The organism is Paenarthrobacter sp. NPDC089307 (genome assembly GCF_040685055.1).
Taxonomy (GTDB): Bacteria; Actinomycetota; Actinomycetes; order Actinomycetales; family Micrococcaceae; genus Arthrobacter.
In genome coordinates, this window is the sequence record NZ_JBFBHE010000002.1 from 353345 (window position 1) to 370755 (window position 17411).

Consider the following 17411-nt stretch of genomic DNA (forward strand, 5'->3'; position numbering starts at 1 on the left):
GACGCCGGCTAGTAGCCCACCGAAACGGGGACCTTCTCAAGTCCTGCCGCAGCATCCTGGATCGCAACAACCGAGATGTCGTTGCGGCCTTGCTTCCCAAGGACCATTGAGCCGTAAACGGGATCTCCGGATGCGGACACCACGTATCCCGCTATGACCGCGTCCCCCGACTTTGCCGGGAGCTCAATCACTGAAGTGGTACCCCCGGAAAGGTCCACATCAACGGCCTTGCCCACTTTGCCGTCAGCGGTGACCGGAGCGTAGCTGACGGTCGCCCGCCCCTCGGGCACCCCGAAGCTCAAGGACCGCACGCCATCGCGGGGAACAGCCACCAGGTGCTGGCTCCCCAGCCTTGCCGACGCGGGAGACCAGGCGAAATCGGTTGCCTCTTCAGCCTTGGCACCCCGGGTGATCCTGGCTGACGCAACGAAGGAAACATCGGAGCTGGCACGGACCGTGTAGCTGCCCGCCGGAACGCCATCAAGATTCAGCGTTGCGACAGATCCGCCCTTGACAGTGACCACTCCCCCGTTGGGTAGCTTTCGCTCGCCGTTTGACCCGTACAGGCGTACCTGGACCACTGCGTCCGTTGACCCGGGAACAGCAATTTGCAGGGCCGGTACGGCGTCCGTGAAACCGGGCTTGGCGGAGAGCGCTTTAACGCCGTCCGCGTCCTGGATGTCGACGCCGGACATCACCTGGAGGTTCGACGGCCCGGCTCCCGGCAAGAGGTACTCAACGCCCCCTGGTGCGAGGCCGCGCAGTACGCTCTGCTGTATCGTTCCGGCCACTGGACCACCGGTGCTGCGCACGCGGACGGCCAGCTGGGATTCGCCCGGGGCAAGGCCTGCAAGATTCACGGACCGCGTAGTTCCTGGAGCCACCAGCAGGCCCCGGGCTCCAGGGGCCTGGATCTGGCCCTCGTATCCATAAAGATCCAAGCTCACCGTGGCCGGAGTTTCGGACGGGTTGCTGAGGTTCAGAACCGCTGTCCGCCCAACCGACGTGTTCGCGCCCTGCAACCATGCATCATTGCTTGGCGGCTGGCATTGCGCCGTAGCAAGGCCCCGCAGGTCACCGTCAGTCGCCGAGTAGCTGAGGCTGGCGGACAAGGAAGCCTGCTCATTTCCGATCGGTTCGGCTTCCACCACTGTCGTCGAGGTCACCGGACTGATCGAAGCCACACCCGCAGCGAGAACCGGAGGGCCGGCTGTGGGGGTGGGAGTGCTCGTGGGTGCCTTGGCGATCTCTGCCACAGCCTGGCCACCCAAGGAAGCGACCTTGCTGCCGGGAACGGTGCCGGCCGGATTACTCAGGACCACCGCGTTGAGCGCGCTTGCGGCGGTGGTCGAAACCGGACTGAAGTCAGCATCCGTTCCCACCACCGTCCCGTTGACCAACCTCGCCGGTTCGGGGCAAACGCCAAGTGACCGGCCAGCAGGAACGTCCGCCTGAAGGATGTCTGTGTTCGTGCCACCGGAAGGGCCGGGAACCATAGAGGTGGCAGCCACGGCGCCTCCCCCGGCGGCCAAAATGACCACTGCGGAGAGGACCCCTGTGACCATGCCCCTGTTGGAACTGCGGGAACCCTTGGTGGCGCGGGCCGACTCCTCGCGGCGTGCACCTTTGCCGCTGCGGATGGACTTCTTCTCGACCGTCGTTTCGTCTGGCGTCGGCTTTGCTTCGCCGGCGCTTTTCTTCGGGTCCTCAGACACTGCTGTACTCCTTACGGAGGGAGACTTCATCCCTCGACATGCCTGTGCGGGAACGGCGGGCCGGCATCGGGATCGCCAGCAGGACCGTCAAGGCGATCACCACCACTTGCAGGATCCCGAGCCACACTGCCCACGGGTTCGCGTAACGGATCTCCAGCTCTCCGCCACCAGCCGGCAGGTCGAATGCCTGGGACCATCCGGAAGTTGTTGCGTTCAGCTGCTTCCCGTTCAACGATGCCGTCCAGCCGGGATCGGCGCGCTCAGCAAGGACGACTTTCCTGCCCTCATCACCGGCGGGAAGGGTCGCGTTGACTGCCTCTTCTTCGGACGGCAGCGTACCCACAGTGTCGCCTTGGCCGTTGACAATGCGGACCCGATGGGCGGTGTCAGCAGCACCGGCCGCAGGCTGGCCACGTGGAGTCACCCTCCACAGCCATCCGGCGTCGGTCTGTCCCACGGCAACGAGCCCGGGGACGGCGTCGATCCGGCTGGCGGTCAGTTGGGCGGCATTGTCCGTGGCCTTGAGGACTACGAATCCAGCCCCCAGTTGCTCGAGGTCTGGCCGGGGATCCACACCCGTGCTTGCCACGATCGTGGCCACAGCGCGCCGCAAGGATGCTGTAGCGGCGTCATCAGCGGCGATCTCCTCGCGGCCCGGAGCGCCGATAATGGTCCTGGCGGAGGCAATGGTGGACAGGCTGTCCAACGTCGTTCCGGCTCCGCGCATGAGTGAGGAAGTGAACGCGCCTTGCTCGCCACTGGTGATCACCAGGGTCCGGGTCCGTTCCACCCCCTGGCCACGGTCGACGGCGGTCGCGGGCAGGGTGCCGGACTCCATCGGCCATACCTGCCGAAGTGCTCCCAAGGACCCTGCCGGCTGCTGAGCCGTGGAGGCGGCAGGAGATCCCGTAGACGTCGAGGGCTGAAGGACGTTCTGCGCAGTCCAGGCGCCCATGCCGGCCAGAGGGCCTACTACAAGGAGGGCAACCACGACGCCCGAGGCGACGCGGCGCAGCGGAAGCTTACGGCGGGTCGGATCCGAGGACCTGCGGCTTGCCGAAAAGATCTTTTCCGCCCCGAGCAAAGCGGCGCCAAGCAGCAGCATGCCGGATGCGGACACCGCCGGGCCGGTGAACGGTCCGACGATGACGTTGTTGTTGGCGCCGGTAGCCACGTGCCCTACCAACCAGGCGCTTGCCAAAGTGGCCAAGGCAGCCAGCCAGAACACACGCGCAAGTGCTGTGCGCTTGCCGGGCAGGAACAGCGATGCCACGGCAAGCAGCAATACCGGAACGCCGATCACCAAAGCCAGAATCAACGCCCATGGCACCGGTCCGGAGCCGAAGAGCGCAAGTCCCGTCAGGCCGCCGTCGATCCTGAAGGCCAGTGGCTGGCCGAGCAACTGCTGCCACAGCGGAGCGGCGTCAAAGCCCAGCGGAAGCCCGGGATCCGCAAGCAAGGAGCGCGGCCTGTCGAGAACGGAAATGCCGTAAGGAAGGAACAAGGCAAGGGTGGGCAGCAACGACCACCACATGGTTTTGCCGCGTTGCCCCAGGACCACGGCAGCAAGGATCACTGCGACAATGATCGGACCCAGCAATGATGGTGCCGAAGCGGTGACAACCGCCATGGCCAAACCGGCCGCGGCTGCCGCTGTCCACGAAGGCGTGCCGTGGATGCCGGGCTTGCTGCGGACAGGAGCGGGCTGCGCTGCTGCACGTTGCCCTGTGGGGAACGTTGTTGCCGACTGCACGGTTGTCGACTGTCCTATGGCTGAGCCGGAGGCCCGGACCAGTGCCAGAAGCAACAGCGGCATCATGATGTGGGCCACCACGGCACCAACGCGGCCCTCGTTGATGGAAATCAGGAGAGTCGGAGCACCGGCCCACACCAGTGCTGCCACGGTCCGGAACCGGCGCTTTGTGGTCAAAGCACCTGATGCAAACCAGGCGCCCACAGCTGAGAACGGCATCGCCAGGATGAGCAGCCAAGCCATGGCCGCATTCCCGTCCCCTCCACCAAAGAGGGACAGCAGCCACAGCACGTAGCCAAAGGGGTCGCCGTGGCCGGGCAGGCCCGCGCCCAACGGAATCCACCACGTGGAGGCGTTGGCCCAGATCTCGGTCGGCGATCCGGAAAGAGGGAGAAGCCCTCCACCGGCGACAGCGCCGGAGCGAAGGAGGCCCAGCAAACCAATTAGGGCTGCCGCAAGTGCAACGCAAGCGGCGGCAACAGCACCTGTTCCCACCCACCCACGCTCGTTCGTGGCCAGCGCAGCGAAATCGTCAGCCGCATCGCCGCTGGGCTCGGGGGCCAACAGGTCGCTTGTGGGCTGTGAATCTTCACCGGGACGGATGGCTTCCAACAAGGAGCGCCGGTGGGCCCGGACATCGCGCGTGGGCGTTTGGAGGCCCCGAACCACGGAACGATGTACCCGACGCGTCCGGGCAGCTGCGCGGCGCCCCCGGGCAACCGCCAGGGGACGGGCCAAAGCGGCAATCGTGGCAGTGAACTGGGAGAAGCCGTAACCCGGCTCCTTCACCAGGATGCTCAGCACGAGCCTAACGATGGCGCCGAAGAAGGCGCCCAAGGCCTGGAAGGGAACATTCCACCACGGCGTGTGCTTGAGGCGAAGGTGGATTTGGGCTTTACGTGCAGCAGAGGACGTTCCCAGGGCGTGGGGTCGATGCTCGACATGGAACATCCGGGCACTGGGGACAACAACCACCCGGTTCCCGGCGAGCCAGTTCCGCCAGCAAAAGTCGACGTCGTCGCCGCTGCCGGGCAGGGCAGGATCGAAGCCATCCAACTGTTCCCAGACGTCCCTGCGGATCAGCATTCCCGCGGAATTGACTGCGAACGTGTCCGAACGGGCGTCGTACTGGCCCTGGTCCACTTCGTCGGCGTCGATCAGGGTCAGGCGCTCGGCCCAGCGGCTCGTTGAGAGTCCTGCATCCACCAAATGACGGTGGTTGTCCCAACCGAGCTGCTTGCAACCGGCAACGGTTACTGACGGGGCACGCTCAACTGCATGGAGCAGCTCAGCCAGCGCATCCGGCGCGGGAGCGGCATCATCGTGCAGGAGCCAGATCCATTCCACCGCTTGGTTATCGCCGGACCGCACCGGAGCGAGCTCCTGCAGCCCCGCACGGACCGCAGCGCCAAAACCGCTCTTGGCCTGGTGGAAAGTGGTGACGTTGCTGTGGCCGAAGGCATCACCGAGCAGGTCCAGGGAACTATCCGTGGAACCTGTATCAACGCCAATGGCGGCATCTGCCGGACGCGTCTGGTCCGACAATGCCGCCAATGTCCTGGGCAGGTAGTTACCGCCATCGTGGGAAACCACGACAGCGGTAACGTGCACTTCCTTGAGAATTAGACCGCTCGCTTCCTTAGCCGACGGCGCTCCCGCTCGGAAAGACCGCCCCAAATACCGAACCGCTCGTCATTGGCCAGAGCGTACTCCAAGCACTGTGAGCGGACGTTGCACGCTCCGCAGACCTTCTTGGCATCCCTGGTCGATCCGCCTTTTTCGGGGAAAAACGCTTCAGGATCCGTCTGCGCGCACAGCGCGTCCGTCTGCCAGCCAAGTTCGCCTTCGTCGTCGAAATCCCCTTGGCCGGGGAGACCGATCCAAACAGGCTGCCCAGGCGTCTCAAGCGGCCGGCGCAGCTCCATGGGAGGATCGTCGAGTTCATCTTCCGGACCAGCCGGCAAGTCACCGATCAAGGCCTCGTGTGCTGCAAGGAGGGCTGTCGCCTGATCCTCCAGAGACTGCTGCACATTCTGGTTGTATCGATCTGCCGCTTCCGGATCCGCAGGGTCCACATACCAGTCTCCCGGCACTTCCCGCGAACGGTATTTCACCGACGCATGCTCTGCGACGACTGCATCTTCCTGGATACGCAACGCTTGCCCCATGGCGTCCCTCCTGAGTTTGCAGCTGCTGCGTGGATGTATTTCCGATTCCCGGTGGTGTTCCGGTTGTCTGTGCAGCGGCGTTGATTACTAATTACACGCGTGTAACTACCCGTCAGTCAAGCGGCGCCGGGATAATAATCAAGAAGCTGTGGAAAAGTGGGATGCGCCACGCCCAACATTTGGGCCACGGCGACGGCGTGTCCCGGCGGAAAATGAAAGCGTTGGATCGGTTGAGGTTAACTTTCGTTGAATTTCCGCGGAGACAGCGGGAGCGCCACCCCCAACCCCAGTGAATGGACAAACGCCACTGTGTCGCAATTCACATTCGGGTGTTCGTTGCCCGGAGTGGCGCGGGGACGCCGTGGCAAGATTGACGCATGAGCATTCCGGCAGTGAACTTGATGACCGCCCTCAGGTCCGGGCATTCCACATCCCCCAGGCTCACTTGGTATGGCCCTGATTCGGAGCGGGTGGAACTTTCCGGCCGGGTTTTCGACAACTGGGTGGCCAAAACAAGCAACCTGTTGCAGGACGAGCTCGATGCCGAACCTGGCATGGCCGTTCGGCTGGACCTCCCCGCACATTGGAAGTCCTTCGTATGGGCCCTTGCCTCCTGGCAGCTGGGGCTGGAGGTCGTCCTGGATGGCAGCTCCGCGGACCTGCTGGTTACAGACACGCCCGACGACGGCGCCGGGGCCGGCTTCGATGCGGTGGTCGCCGTCCCGCTCGCCTCGCTTGCCATGCGCTGGCCCGGTGAGCTGCCAACCGGCGTTGTGGACTATGCGGCGGAAGTCCGCTCCCACGGCGACGTGTTCATGGCCCATAACGAACCCGAAGCAGGCAGCGCCGCTGTGCGGGGCACGGCCACACACCCGCATTCGGACCTTCTTGAGGGATTCGCCGCTGCACAGGAACCCGGCACCCGCCTGCTGGTGCGTACCGGGGACGGACTGGAACCATGCCTTTCCGCTGCCCTGGGCGCTTGGAAAGAGGACGGTTCCGTGGTGCTGGTGCACCCGGATGTGGAAGTCACCGAGCACCTGATGGAGAACGAGCGCATCAGCCGCCCGTAACGTCAGTGGTTGGTTGGCCGGTCAGGGTTTATTGGCCGGTCAGGGCTTCTTGACTGCAGGAAACTCACCGGTTGCCGGGTTGCCAGCTCCGGCTTCCGCCCCGGCCTTGGCCTTGGGGTGCATGTCCAGGAGTTCGTGGTCGTGCGAGAACTCGGGCTCAGCGTCCAGTTCCTCGTTGAAGACCCAGAAGCGGTAAGCGAAGAAGCGGAAAATGGTGCCCAGGATCAGGCCCACCACGCTGCCTGCGATAAACAGGGACGGCTTGTCATTGAGTTCCAGGATGTACTTGGCGAACCACACACAACCAGAGGCGATAAGCAGGCCTACGACGTTCATGACGGCGAACAGCACGGCTTCGCGGACGACGTTCGCCTGCTTGCGGTGGCGGAATGTCCAGAAACGGTTGGCCACCCAGGAGAACACACTTGCCACAATGGTGGCGATGGCCTTGGCCCACACTTCGCTACCGTGCATCGGACCCGAGAAAAGCCAGATGTAAACAGCCGAGTCGATGACGAAGGCAACACCGCCGACGGCGCCGAACTTGGCTACTTCGCGCCAGAAAAGCGAAGCAAGTCCGCGGATGCGATCTGCAAGTGTGGTGATCATGACCCTCCATGGCCGTTGAAAAGTGGGCCGATGGGCCTTGACCATTTTAGCGCCCATTTCCAAGCGTTGCCCGGGAGTACCCTGTGAGAACGGCAATATCGAGGCCTCAGCACACGATATAAGGAGCCAAAAGAGCGGCAGAATCAGTGATCTTGCCGACGGTTCGGTAGGCTGAACCTTGTGACTTTTCCAGTAATTGGCGTTGTTGGCGGCGGCCAACTCGCACGAATGATGGCTCCGCCCGCTACCGCAATGGGCTTCGAACTGCGCGTTTTGGCCGAAGGCGAGGACGTTTCAGCCGTGGCTGCCGTGGCCACGGCACCCATTGGCGACTACAAGGACCTGAACGCACTCCTTGAGTTCTCAAAGGGCCTGGACGTGTTGACGTTTGATCACGAACACGTCCCCACCGGGCACCTCAGGGCTCTGCTGGACGCGGGAGTGAACGTCCAGCCCGGTCCTGACGCTTTGGTGAACGCCCAGGACAAGCTCGTCATGAGGGCCGCCATTGACCGCCTCGGCCTGCCCAACCCGGAATGGTCCGCCGTGCACACAGTGGATGAGCTGGTTGCCTTCGGCGACAGGATCGGCTGGCCCGTTGTTCTGAAGACTCCGCGGGGCGGCTACGACGGCAAGGGCGTCAGGATCGTGGACTCCGCGCAGGACGCCGTGGAGACCGAGGACTGGTTCCAGACCATGAGCCCGCTGCTGGCCGAGGCCAAGGTGGAGTTCAGCCGTGAACTCTCCGCGCTCGTGGCCCGCACGCCCAGTGGCGAGTCCCGGGCGTGGCCGGTGGTGCACACCATCCAGGTGGACGGCGTCTGCGACGAAGTCATTGCCCCTGCCCAGAACATTCCTGTCGAAGTAGCTGCCGCAGCTGAAGAAGCCGCGCTCCGCATCGCCAACGAACTCGGCGTCACGGGAGTCATGGCCGCTGAACTGTTCGAGACGCCGGGTGTCGGAGCAGGGTTCCTCATCAATGAGCTTGCCATGCGCCCCCATAACACCGGCCACTGGACCCAGGACGGATCCATCACCAGCCAGTTCGAGCAGCACCTCCGGGCGGTTCTGGACCTGCCGCTGGGTGCCACCGACGCACTGGCACCGGTCACGGTGATGAAGAATTTCCTGGGCGGCGACAACCAGGACCTCTTTACCGCCTTCCCCATGGCGTTGGCCTACGAGCCCGCCGCCAAGGTGCACTCCTACGGCAAGTCCGTGCGCCCCGGCCGGAAAATCGGGCACGTCAACCTTGTCGGCAGTTCGGTATCCGACGTCGATTCAGTCCGCCAGCGGGCAACCACCGTGGCCAACATCATCCGTGACGGCCGCAAGCCGGAGCAGACCACTCTTGAGGAGACCGAATGACGACAACACCACAAGCCCCGTTGGTAGGACTCGTCATGGGCTCAGACTCGGACTGGCCTGTCATGGAGGCGGCTGCGGACGCCCTGGCGGAGTTCGGCATTCCCTTTGAAGCAGATGTTGTTTCAGCCCACCGCATGCCCACGGAAATGATCAGCTACGGCCAGAGCGCCCACGAGCGCGGCCTCCGGGTCATCATTGCCGGTGCCGGCGGGGCCGCCCACCTCCCCGGAATGCTGGCGTCGGTGACTCCCCTCCCCGTCATCGGCGTTCCGGTTCCGCTCAAGACACTGGACGGCATGGACTCCCTTTTGTCGATCGTGCAGATGCCCGCAGGCGTTCCGGTGGCGACGGTGTCCATCGCGGGAGCCCGCAACGCGGGTCTCCTGGCGGTGCGCATGCTCGCATCCGGTACTGATGAACTTGCCGCCAAGCTCCGGGGCGACCTCCTCGGTTTTGCCCGGGAACTCAATGATGTAGCGGCCAAGAAGGGTGAAAACCTTCGCCGCAAGGTAGAGGAAGTCTTCTCTCCGGCCAACGCTTCAGCCCGGAGCCCGCGCTAGGAAGGCAGCGGATGACTACCATGCACAAGAACCCGAATCAGCCCGGCTCCGCCCTGACTGATCCAGTCCGCTACCCATCCGGCGCCAGTGCGCCGGTGCGGACCAAACGCGCCTTCGTGCTGGTCCTCCTCACGCTCTTCATTCCCGGCAGTGCCCAGATCGTTGCGGGCGACCGCAAACTCGGCCGCATGGCACTTCGAGTAACGCTCACAGTGTGGGCCCTGGCGCTGCTGACCATTGCCATTGCGGTAGTAAACCGGACAATGCTGCTCAGCATCGTGACCCACCCGGTTGGATCGCTGTTCATCATCGTGATCCTGGTGGCCCTCGCCCTGGGATGGGCATACCTGTTCCTCAACACCCTGCGGATCATCAGGCCCACGCTCTTGGCCCCCGGCATGCGGCCCATTATCGCCGTGGTGGTAGCCGTCTCCACCGTTCTTGCCAGCGGTTCGCTGGGCTACATCGCGTACGTGCTGAACGTGAGCCGTAACGCAATCGGCAGCATCTTCGACGCCGGCCCGGCGATCGACCCCGTGGACGGGCGCTACAACTTCCTCATGATGGGCGGCGACGCCGGAGATGACCGGACCGGACGCCGTCCGGACAGCCTGTCGGTCATCAGCGTCGACGCAAAAACGGGCGAAAGCGCCATCATCTCGGTCCCCCGCAACCTCCAGAACGCACAGTTCAGCGAGGGATCCCCCATGCGCAAGATCTACCCCGAGGGCTACAACTGCGGCGATGAATGCCTCATCAACGCGGTCAACACCGAGGTCACCAACAAGTACAAAGACCTGTACCCGGGCGTTCAGGACCCCGGTGCCCAAGCTACCCTGGAGGCCGTCTCGGGCACCCTTGGCATCACCGTCCAGGCGTACGTCCTGGTGGACATGGACGGTTTCGCCAAGCTCATCGACGCCATGGGCGGCATCCGCATCAAGGCCGGCGGCTGGGTACCGATCAGTGGCCCGGTCACTGATGAGGCCAACGGCATCCACGGTATGCCTGATGGCTGGATCCCCGCAGGGGACCAGCACCTGGACGGCTTCCATGCCCTTTGGTACGGCCGTTCCCGCGAATTCGTGGACGACTATGCCCGCATCGCCCGCCAACAGTGCGTACAGCAGGCGATGCTCAAGCAACTGGATCCTGCCACCTTGCTGACCAAGTTCGAGGACATCGCAAACGCCGGAACCAAAGTGGTGGATTCCAACATCTCTTCCAACCAGCTGGGCAGCTTCGTGGACCTCGCGCTGAAGTCCAAAAACCAGCCCGTCAAACGCCTCACCATCGGGCCGCCGGACTTTGACGCGGCGTTTTCCACGGTGCCGGACTTTGACCTGATCCACTCCAAGGTCCAGGAAGTCCTCGGCTCGTCCAACAGTCCAAAGGCGAGTGACGCCGTCGTAACCCATGACAGTCCGGGGGCCGGACCGATCATGGCTGCCGGGCCCCTCAAGGGCCTGTCGCCCACAAGCCAGTTGCCGTCGCCGTCGGCCGACTTCACCCCCGTGACCACCACCCCGGATGGCAGGCCGATCACCATTGAATTGCTGAACGGCCTCAAGGCCCAAGGCGATGAGCAAGGCATCCGCGACCTCGTGGCCACCAATGGCCAGTGCGCACCGCTCTAAATCCCACGTTCAGCGCAACGATAAGGACTTTCTTTCGTGTACCAGATTGAGAATGTTTTGCGACCCTATGCGTGGGGTTCGACGACGGCCATCGCCGAACTGCTGGGTCGGCCCGCCTCCGGTGGTCCGGAGGCAGAAATGTGGATCGGAGCGCACCCGGACTCCCCGTCCACAGCCGTACACCCCAATGGGGTCACCCAGCCGTTGGATGCCTTGATCGCCTCGGATCCACAGCGCTGCCTCGGCTCGGAAAGCCTGGCCGAATTCGGTCCCCGCCTGCCCTTCCTCACCAAGCTCCTGGCGGCTGAGCAGCCGCTCTCCCTCCAGGTCCACCCGAGCCTGGAGCAAGCCCGCGAGGGCTTTGCCCGCGAGAATGCCGCAGGGATGGCCCCCGACGCCGCCGAACGCAACTACCGCGATGACAACCACAAGCCGGAAATGATTTTCGCCCTCACGCCGTTCAAGGCACTGTGTGGCTTCCGCTCCCCCGCTGATTCCCGGGCCGTCTTTGAGCACCTGGCACGCATCCTCGACTCGGCGGCGATCGATGTCCCGCCTGTCATTGCCGACGTGATCACCGACCTCAGCGGGACTGACGAGGCCGCAGCACTGAAGGCCGCTTTCAGCCGGCTGATCCAAGGCGGAAGCGACGTCCCGGACGCCATCGACGAGGTTGTCGCGGTGTTGTCGGCGGGGGCGCCGTTGGAACCGCACCGTGAGGCTTTGGCGGCCATGCTCACCATCAACGAAGCCTTCCCCGGTGACCCTGGCGTCCTCATCTCACTGCTGCTGAACCACCTTTCCCTGGAACCCGGCGAAGTTGTGTACCTGCCCGCCGGCAACATTCACGCCTACCTGCACGGCCTGGGCGTAGAGGTCATGGCGTCCTCTGACAACGTTCTCCGCGGCGGACTCACGCCGAAGCATGTAGATGTACCGGAGTTGCTGAAGACCGTCCGTTTCGAAGCGTTGGGGGTTCCCCGCGTGGAGGCCAGCGGCACGGAGTTCGGGCAGGAACTGTACCGCCCGCCGTTCAAGGAGTTCCAGCTCCAGCGCATCGAGCTGCGTCCTGATGCCGCGCCGGTGCCGTTGGCACAAACCGGGCCCGCCGTCGTCGTGGTTGTATCCGGTTCCGTGCTCCTGGACTCGCCCAAGAGCGACCTCCAGCTGGGCCGAGGCGCAGCAGCGTTCATTCCCGATATCGAGGCCCCGGTCAACGTCCACCCCGTCCAGGGTGCCACCGACACCAGCATTGCCTTCGCAGTCACCACGGGCTTGGGGAACTAAACGCATGGAATTCTTCCTTCAAACGCCCGCATGGGCGGCCGTTCAGCGTTCCCTGGGCCGGCGTGTCCACGAAAAATCCGGTCCCGGATGGAGCTTCCTCGCCATCGAGGAAAAGAACCCGGCCGGCAAGGTCATCTACGCCCCGTATGGTCCGGTGGCGGACTCGGTGGAAGCCTTCGACGCCGCCACGGCGGCCTTGGTGGCTTTGGCAAAGGCGGAGCATGCGGTCTTTGTCCGGATGGAACCCGCTGCCGCAGGTTTCACAGCGTCCGACGCCGGTCCCCTCCTCCGCGCCCGCGGCCTGCGGCCCGCGCCGGTCAACCAGCAGCCGGAGCTCAGTTGGGTAGTGGATCTTGACGGCGACTTCAAGGACGTCCTCGCCGGCATGAAGCCAACCAACCGTAACCTTTACCGGAACATCCACAAGAAGGGCGTGACGTTCAGGGCTTCCAACGACCCGGCGGACATTTCCATCCTGCTGCATTTCCTGCACCTGACGGCTGCACGGAATGGCTTCAAGCCCCAAAGCGACGAATACCTGACCCAGGTGGCGGCGTCGTTGTTGCCCTCGGGTGCGGGGACTTTGTTCATCGCAGAGCTTGAAGGCGAGCCCATCGCAGCCGCCTTCGCCTATGATTCCGCAGACACCCGCGTCTACGCCCACGCGGCACTGGATGACACACACCGCAAGCTCAGCGCTGGCATCCCGCTGCTGGTGACCCTCATGGCCGACGCCAAGGAAAAAGGCCTCAAGCACGTGGACCTCTGGGGCGTGGCCCCCGACGACCAGCCCGACCACAAGTGGGCCGGCTTCACGGCTTTCAAGAAGTCCTTCGGCGGCCGCGAGGTCTCCTACCCCGGCACCTGGGACCTCCCGGTGAACAAGCTCCGCTACGGCGCCTACCAACTGGCCAGGAAGCTCCGCGACACAGCGAAAACCCTCCGCAGCAAACTCCCCCGCCCTTAACTCTCACCAAAGAAGCGCCAAGGGTCTGGGGCCCTGGCTTTGCAACACAGCAGAAAGCGCCCCATCGCGTCAGCGGCATCAAATCGACGAGGAACGAGGAAATAGCCGCAGAGCGATGGGGCGCTTTTCGCGCCCGAGACGCGCTACGCCGGGGGTACTAAGCCTTGCGCGCGTACGTCTCCCACTTGGATGCGTGGTGCTCAGCATCAACGAAACGGACCGTTCCGGACTTCGAGCGCATCACGATGGACTGCGTCAGGACGCGGTCCTTCTGGTAGCGCACGCCGTGCAGGAGGTCGCCGTCGGTGATGCCGGTGGCTGCGAAGTAGCAGTTGTCCGAGGTGACGAGGTCGTTGGTGGACAGGACGCGGTCGAGGTCGTGTCCGGCGTCGATCGCCTTCTGCTTCTCGTCGTCCGACGTCGGCCAGAGCCGGCCCTGGATGACGCCACCGAGGGACTTGATGGCGCAAGCTGCAACGATGCCTTCCGGAGTGCCGCCGATGCCCATCAGGGCGTCGACGCCGGTGCCGGTGCGGGCCGCAGCGATGGCGCCGGCAACGTCGCCGTCCATGATGAACTTGGTGCGTGCACCGGCTTCACGGATTTCCTCGACCAGCGGGCGGTGCCGGTCGCGGTCCAGGATCATGACGTTGAGCTGGTTGACCTTGACGCCCTTGGCCTTGGCGATCAAGTGCAGGTTCTGCTTGACGGGCAGGCGAAGGTCCACCATATCGGCGGCTTCGGGACCTGTGACGAGCTTCTCCATGTAGAAGACCGCCGAGGGATCGAACATCGAGCCACGCTCGGCGACAGCCAGGACGGCAAGGGCATTGTTGATGCCGAGGGCGGTCAGGCGGGTTCCGTCGATGGGATCCACGGCGACGTCGCATTCGGGACCAGTGCCGTCACCAACCTGCTCACCGTTGAACAGCATGGGGGCTTCATCTTTTTCGCCTTCACCAATCACCACGACGCCATTGAAGTGGACGGTGTGAAGGAACGAACGCATGGCATCGACGGCGGCGCCGTCTGCCTTGTTCTTGTCGCCGAAACCTACCCAGTGGCCACCGGCAATGGCCGCGGCTTCGGTGACACGGACGAGTTCAAGCGCAAGGTTGCGGTCAGGTTCGTCGATGCCGACGGCAAGTGACGGCGAAATCGTGGAATACTGCTGGGTCATTGGTGCAGGAGACACTTGAACCTCTTCTTCGAGTGACGATTCACGGGACCGGACATGGTTGCGCGGGGCAACCCGGGGTTCCTCTACCAACGATCATAGTCGCCGGAACTCTTCGGCGTCGTTGAATGACCACCGGCCGCAATACCCGTGGTGAGTTTGTCCGATGTGTGTTCCCTGCCCTGATAAGGGATCATGGAGGGGTGAGTGAAACGCAGGACAAGCCCGCCGCCGGCACCCAACCGGACGCTGCCGCGGCTGAACCAACCAATGCCCAGGATGCCCCCTTCAAGCCCGTCATTGCGGCGAAAGCTGCCAAACGGGCCAACGCATCCGTCATTGGCATGCTCATTGCCCTTTTGCTCTGCGTGCTGGCTTTCCTTCCCATCGTCTTGATGAATCCCGCACCCAAGGGTGAAGGCTTCAGGCCCCCCATCGATGTGGCCTCCGTCGCCAAAAATGCCGAGGGTGTGGCGGGATTCACACCTGTCACCCCGGATACCAACGACACATTCACCCCGAATTACGCCCGATGGGAATCCGGCAGCGGAACCGGCGTGCCCACTTGGGAGGTTGGTTTCCTGACTCCCAAGGAAGCCTTCATCGGCCTCACCCAGACCAACAAGGCCAATCCCACCTGGGTATTGCAGCAGACCGGCAACCTCCCCGTCACCGGAACCCGCAATGCCGGCGGCCAGGACTGGGAACTGCGCGACTCGGGCAAGGAAAAGCGCAGCATGGTCCTTGACTACAAGGGCACCACCATCATCCTGACCGGCACGGCAAGCCTTGATGAGTTCGCAAAGCTGGCCGCCGCCGTCGTCAAGTCCGCGGACCAGGGCACGGCACCTGCCGGTTCAGCAACGCAGTCCTCCTGAGCGCTCCGCGCGCAACAGTTTCACGGACGGGCCCGTGGTCGTCGTAAAGTAAGGTTCGTGCCTACTTACCTGACTCCAGCCCTGGCGTGGCGCCGTCTCCGCGAGGGCAACGAACGTTTTGTCTCCGGCGAATCCCTGCACCCCAACCAGGATGCCGCCCGCCGCTCGTCCCTCCTTGAGGGCCAAAATCCCTTTGCCGTCATCTTCGGCTGCGCGGACTCACGCCTCGCCGCAGAGATCATCTTCGATCTCGGCCTGGGCGATGCCTTTGTGGTTCGAACGGCCGGGCAGGTGATCGACGACGCTGTTCTCGGTTCGCTCGAGTACAGCATCACCGAACTCAAGGTTCCCCTGATCGCCGTCCTGGGCCACGACAGCTGCGGCGCCGTAACGGCGACCAAGGGCGCTGTTGAAACCGGCGAAATGCCGCCGGGCTTCATTCGCGATCTCGTTGAACGCATCACCCCCTCGGTGCTCACGGCCAAGCGCAACGGCCAGGAGGACGTCAACGACATGGTGGTGGAACACGTCAAGCAGACCGCCGAGCGACTTGCTGACAGCTCCCGTGTGATTTCCGACGCCATTGAGGATGGCCGGGTGGCCGTGATCGGCCTCTCGTACAAACTCGGTGAGGGCCAGGCGGCCCTTGTTTCCGCTATCGGCGAGCTCTAGGACTACGTGCTCCGGCCCCCGGGCCGGAGCACGTAGCACTCACCTCCGGGTTTTCAGTGAAGCGTCCAATCGCCATAAGCTAGCCCCATGACTTCCACCACTGAGTTCCGTATTGAACATGACACGATGGGCGAAGTTCGCGTCCCCGTGAACGCCCTGTACCGCGCCCAGACGCAGCGTGCTGTGGAGAACTTCCCCATCTCCGGCAAGACGCTTGAGCGCACCCACATTGAAGCCCTTGCACGCGTCAAGAAGGCCGCCGCACTGGCAAACGCCGAACTGGGGGTGCTCGATGGTGAGCTCGCCGAGGCTATTGCCGCAGCTGCCGATGAGGTTGCAACGGGCAAGTACGACGGCGACTTCCCGATCGACGTCTTCCAGACCGGCTCCGGCACGTCCTCCAACATGAACACCAACGAGGTCATTGCCGAGCTCGCTTCCCGTGCCCTCTCTGCTGCAGGCAGCGACAAGGTGGTCCACCCCAACGACCACGTGAACGCTTCGCAGTCCTCCAACGATGTCTTCCCGACGTCCGTCCACGTCGCCGCTACCTCGGCCCTGATCAACGACCTGATCCCGGCCCTCGAGTACCTGGCAGCTTCCCTGGACCGCAAGGCTGTTGAGTTCAAGGACGTCGTCAAGTCCGGCCGCACGCACCTCATGGATGCCACGCCCGTCACGCTCGGCCAGGAGTTCGGCGGCTACGCAGCCCAGGTCCGCTACGGCATTGAGCGCATCAACGCCGCGCTCCCCCGCGTCGCCGAAGTTCCCCTCGGCGGCACGGCCGTTGGTACGGGCATCAACACCCCCGCCGGCTTCCCGGAGCGCGTCATCGAACTCCTGGCAGCAGACACCGGCCTGCCGCTGACCGAGGCCCGCGACCACTTCGAAGCCCAGGCCAACCGCGACGGCCTTATCGAAGGTTCCAGCCAGCTGCGCAACATCGCGATCTCCTTCATGAAGATCAACAACGACCTCCGCTGGATGGGCTCGGGCCCCAACACGGGCCTCGGCGAAATCGCCATCCCGGACCTCCAGCCGGGCTCGTCCATCATGCCCGGCAAGGTCAACCCGGTTATCTGCGAAGCATCCATCATGGTCTGCGCACAGGTCATCGGCAACGACACCGCCATCGCCTGGTCCGGCACCAACGGGGCTTTCGAGCTGAATGTCGGCATCCCCGTGATGGCCGCCAACCTGCTCGAGTCCATCCGCCTGCTGGCCAACACCAGCCGCGTCATGGCCGACAAGATGATCGACGGCATCACCGCCAACGTGGAGCGCGCCCGCTTCCTGGCCGAGGCTTCCCCGTCCATCGTGACCCCGTTGAACAAGTACATCGGCTACGAGAACGCGGCAAAGATCGCCAAGATCGCCGTCAAGGAAGGCCTGACCATCCGCCAGGCTACCGAGAAGCTTGGCTTCGTTGGTGAAGGCGAAGGCAAGGTCTCCGAGGCTGACCTCGACAAGGCCCTGGACGTCACCACCATGACCTCCCCCGCCCACAAGAACTAAGACTCAAAGCACGACGACGGCCGGTACCTTCC

Annotated in this window: 14 protein-coding genes; 9 read left to right on the plus strand and 5 right to left on the minus strand. The window is 64.0% G+C overall.

What is annotated here, in order from left to right; translation table 11 throughout:
* Positions 1–8 precede the first annotated feature (8 nt).
* The 3 genes from AB0N72_RS05470 to AB0N72_RS05480 are packed head-to-tail and all read right to left on the minus strand — an operon-like array spanning position 9 to position 5636.
* Positions 9–1715 (minus strand): DUF5719 family protein, encoded by a 1707-nt coding sequence (locus tag AB0N72_RS05470; protein WP_363929949.1) that lies wholly within the window; start codon positions 1713–1715, stop codon positions 9–11.
* Entirely contained in the window at positions 1708–5079 is a 3372-nt protein-coding gene (locus AB0N72_RS05475) for a glycosyltransferase family 2 protein (RefSeq protein ID WP_363929950.1), read from the minus strand. Before AB0N72_RS05475 ends, AB0N72_RS05470 begins: the two co-directional genes overlap by 8 nt.
* 11 nt (positions 5080–5090) lie before the next feature.
* Complete coding sequence (locus AB0N72_RS05480; protein WP_363929951.1) at positions 5091–5636, minus strand: WhiB family transcriptional regulator; 546 nt, start codon at positions 5634–5636, stop codon at positions 5091–5093.
* Between the two features lie 377 nt (positions 5637–6013).
* On the opposite strand from AB0N72_RS05480, the gene AB0N72_RS05485 reads away from it, so the two are divergent.
* The gene (locus tag AB0N72_RS05485; protein ID WP_363929952.1) at positions 6014–6709 is read left to right on the plus strand and encodes a TIGR03089 family protein; all 696 of its coding nucleotides are present in this window, start codon (positions 6014–6016) and stop codon (positions 6707–6709) included.
* Between the two features lie 39 nt (positions 6710–6748).
* Here the strand turns inward: AB0N72_RS05485 and AB0N72_RS05490 are convergent, their stop codons facing one another.
* Complete coding sequence (locus tag AB0N72_RS05490) at positions 6749–7318, minus strand: GtrA family protein (RefSeq protein WP_363929953.1); 570 nt, start codon at positions 7316–7318, stop codon at positions 6749–6751.
* 180 nt (positions 7319–7498) lie between these two features.
* Here AB0N72_RS05490 and AB0N72_RS05495 point away from each other — a divergent pair, with 180 nt between their 5' ends.
* Genes AB0N72_RS05495 through AB0N72_RS05515 form a run of 5 tightly spaced genes read left to right on the plus strand, consistent with a single transcriptional unit; the run spans position 7499 to position 13137 of the window.
* The gene (locus tag AB0N72_RS05495) at positions 7499–8686 is read left to right on the plus strand and encodes a 5-(carboxyamino)imidazole ribonucleotide synthase (RefSeq protein ID WP_363929954.1); all 1188 of its coding nucleotides are present in this window, start codon (positions 7499–7501) and stop codon (positions 8684–8686) included.
* Positions 8683–9246, plus strand: coding sequence for a 5-(carboxyamino)imidazole ribonucleotide mutase (purE, locus tag AB0N72_RS05500; protein ID WP_363929955.1), 564 nt, complete (start codon positions 8683–8685; stop codon positions 9244–9246). The genes AB0N72_RS05495 and purE overlap by 4 nt, the downstream gene beginning before the upstream one ends.
* A gap of 11 nt (positions 9247–9257) precedes the next feature.
* Complete coding sequence (locus AB0N72_RS05505) at positions 9258–10883, plus strand: LCP family protein (RefSeq protein ID WP_363929956.1); 1626 nt, start codon at positions 9258–9260, stop codon at positions 10881–10883.
* Positions 10884–10919: 36 nt separating this feature from the next.
* Positions 10920–12170 (plus strand): mannose-6-phosphate isomerase, class I, encoded by a 1251-nt coding sequence (manA, locus tag AB0N72_RS05510; RefSeq protein WP_363929957.1) that lies wholly within the window; start codon positions 10920–10922, stop codon positions 12168–12170.
* Positions 12171–12174: 4 nt separating this feature from the next.
* Positions 12175–13137 (plus strand): peptidoglycan bridge formation glycyltransferase FemA/FemB family protein, encoded by a 963-nt coding sequence (locus AB0N72_RS05515; protein WP_363929958.1) that lies wholly within the window; start codon positions 12175–12177, stop codon positions 13135–13137.
* Positions 13138–13294: 157 nt separating this feature from the next.
* Here the strand turns inward: AB0N72_RS05515 and glpX are convergent, their stop codons facing one another.
* Positions 13295–14317: a class II fructose-bisphosphatase gene (gene glpX / locus AB0N72_RS05520; protein ID WP_018777307.1), complete on the minus strand. Its 1023-nt coding sequence runs from the start codon at positions 14315–14317 to the stop codon at positions 13295–13297.
* 200 nt (positions 14318–14517) lie between these two features.
* Between glpX and AB0N72_RS05525 the strand changes: the two genes are divergently transcribed.
* From AB0N72_RS05525 to AB0N72_RS05535, 3 genes are all read left to right on the plus strand, one after another.
* A complete protein-coding gene (locus AB0N72_RS05525; protein WP_363929959.1) occupies positions 14518–15192 on the plus strand; it encodes a DUF4245 domain-containing protein in 675 nt (224 codons plus the stop codon).
* 57 nt (positions 15193–15249) lie between these two features.
* Complete coding sequence (locus AB0N72_RS05530; protein WP_363929960.1) at positions 15250–15864, plus strand: carbonic anhydrase; 615 nt, start codon at positions 15250–15252, stop codon at positions 15862–15864.
* An 87-nt stretch (positions 15865–15951) separates the two neighbouring features.
* Positions 15952–17379: a class II fumarate hydratase gene (locus tag AB0N72_RS05535; protein ID WP_363929961.1), complete on the plus strand. Its 1428-nt coding sequence runs from the start codon at positions 15952–15954 to the stop codon at positions 17377–17379.
* Positions 17380–17411 lie beyond the last annotated feature (32 nt).

Coding starts and splice junctions, on each gene's coding strand:
- AB0N72_RS05515 (WP_363929958.1), top strand. CDS start 12,175: ATGGAATTCTTCCTTCAAACGCCCGCATGGGCGGCCGTTCAGCGTTCC.
- AB0N72_RS05480 (WP_363929951.1), bottom strand. CDS start 5,636: ATGGGGCAAGCGTTGCGTATCCAGGAAGATGCAGTCGTCGCAGAGCAT.
- AB0N72_RS05490 (WP_363929953.1), bottom strand. CDS start 7,318: ATGATCACCACACTTGCAGATCGCATCCGCGGACTTGCTTCGCTTTTC.
- AB0N72_RS05485 (WP_363929952.1), top strand. CDS start 6,014: ATGAGCATTCCGGCAGTGAACTTGATGACCGCCCTCAGGTCCGGGCAT.
- AB0N72_RS05505 (WP_363929956.1), top strand. CDS start 9,258: ATGACTACCATGCACAAGAACCCGAATCAGCCCGGCTCCGCCCTGACT.
- AB0N72_RS05535 (WP_363929961.1), top strand. CDS start 15,952: ATGACTTCCACCACTGAGTTCCGTATTGAACATGACACGATGGGCGAA.
- purE (WP_363929955.1), top strand. CDS start 8,683: ATGACGACAACACCACAAGCCCCGTTGGTAGGACTCGTCATGGGCTCA.
- glpX (WP_018777307.1), bottom strand. CDS start 14,317: ATGACCCAGCAGTATTCCACGATTTCGCCGTCACTTGCCGTCGGCATC.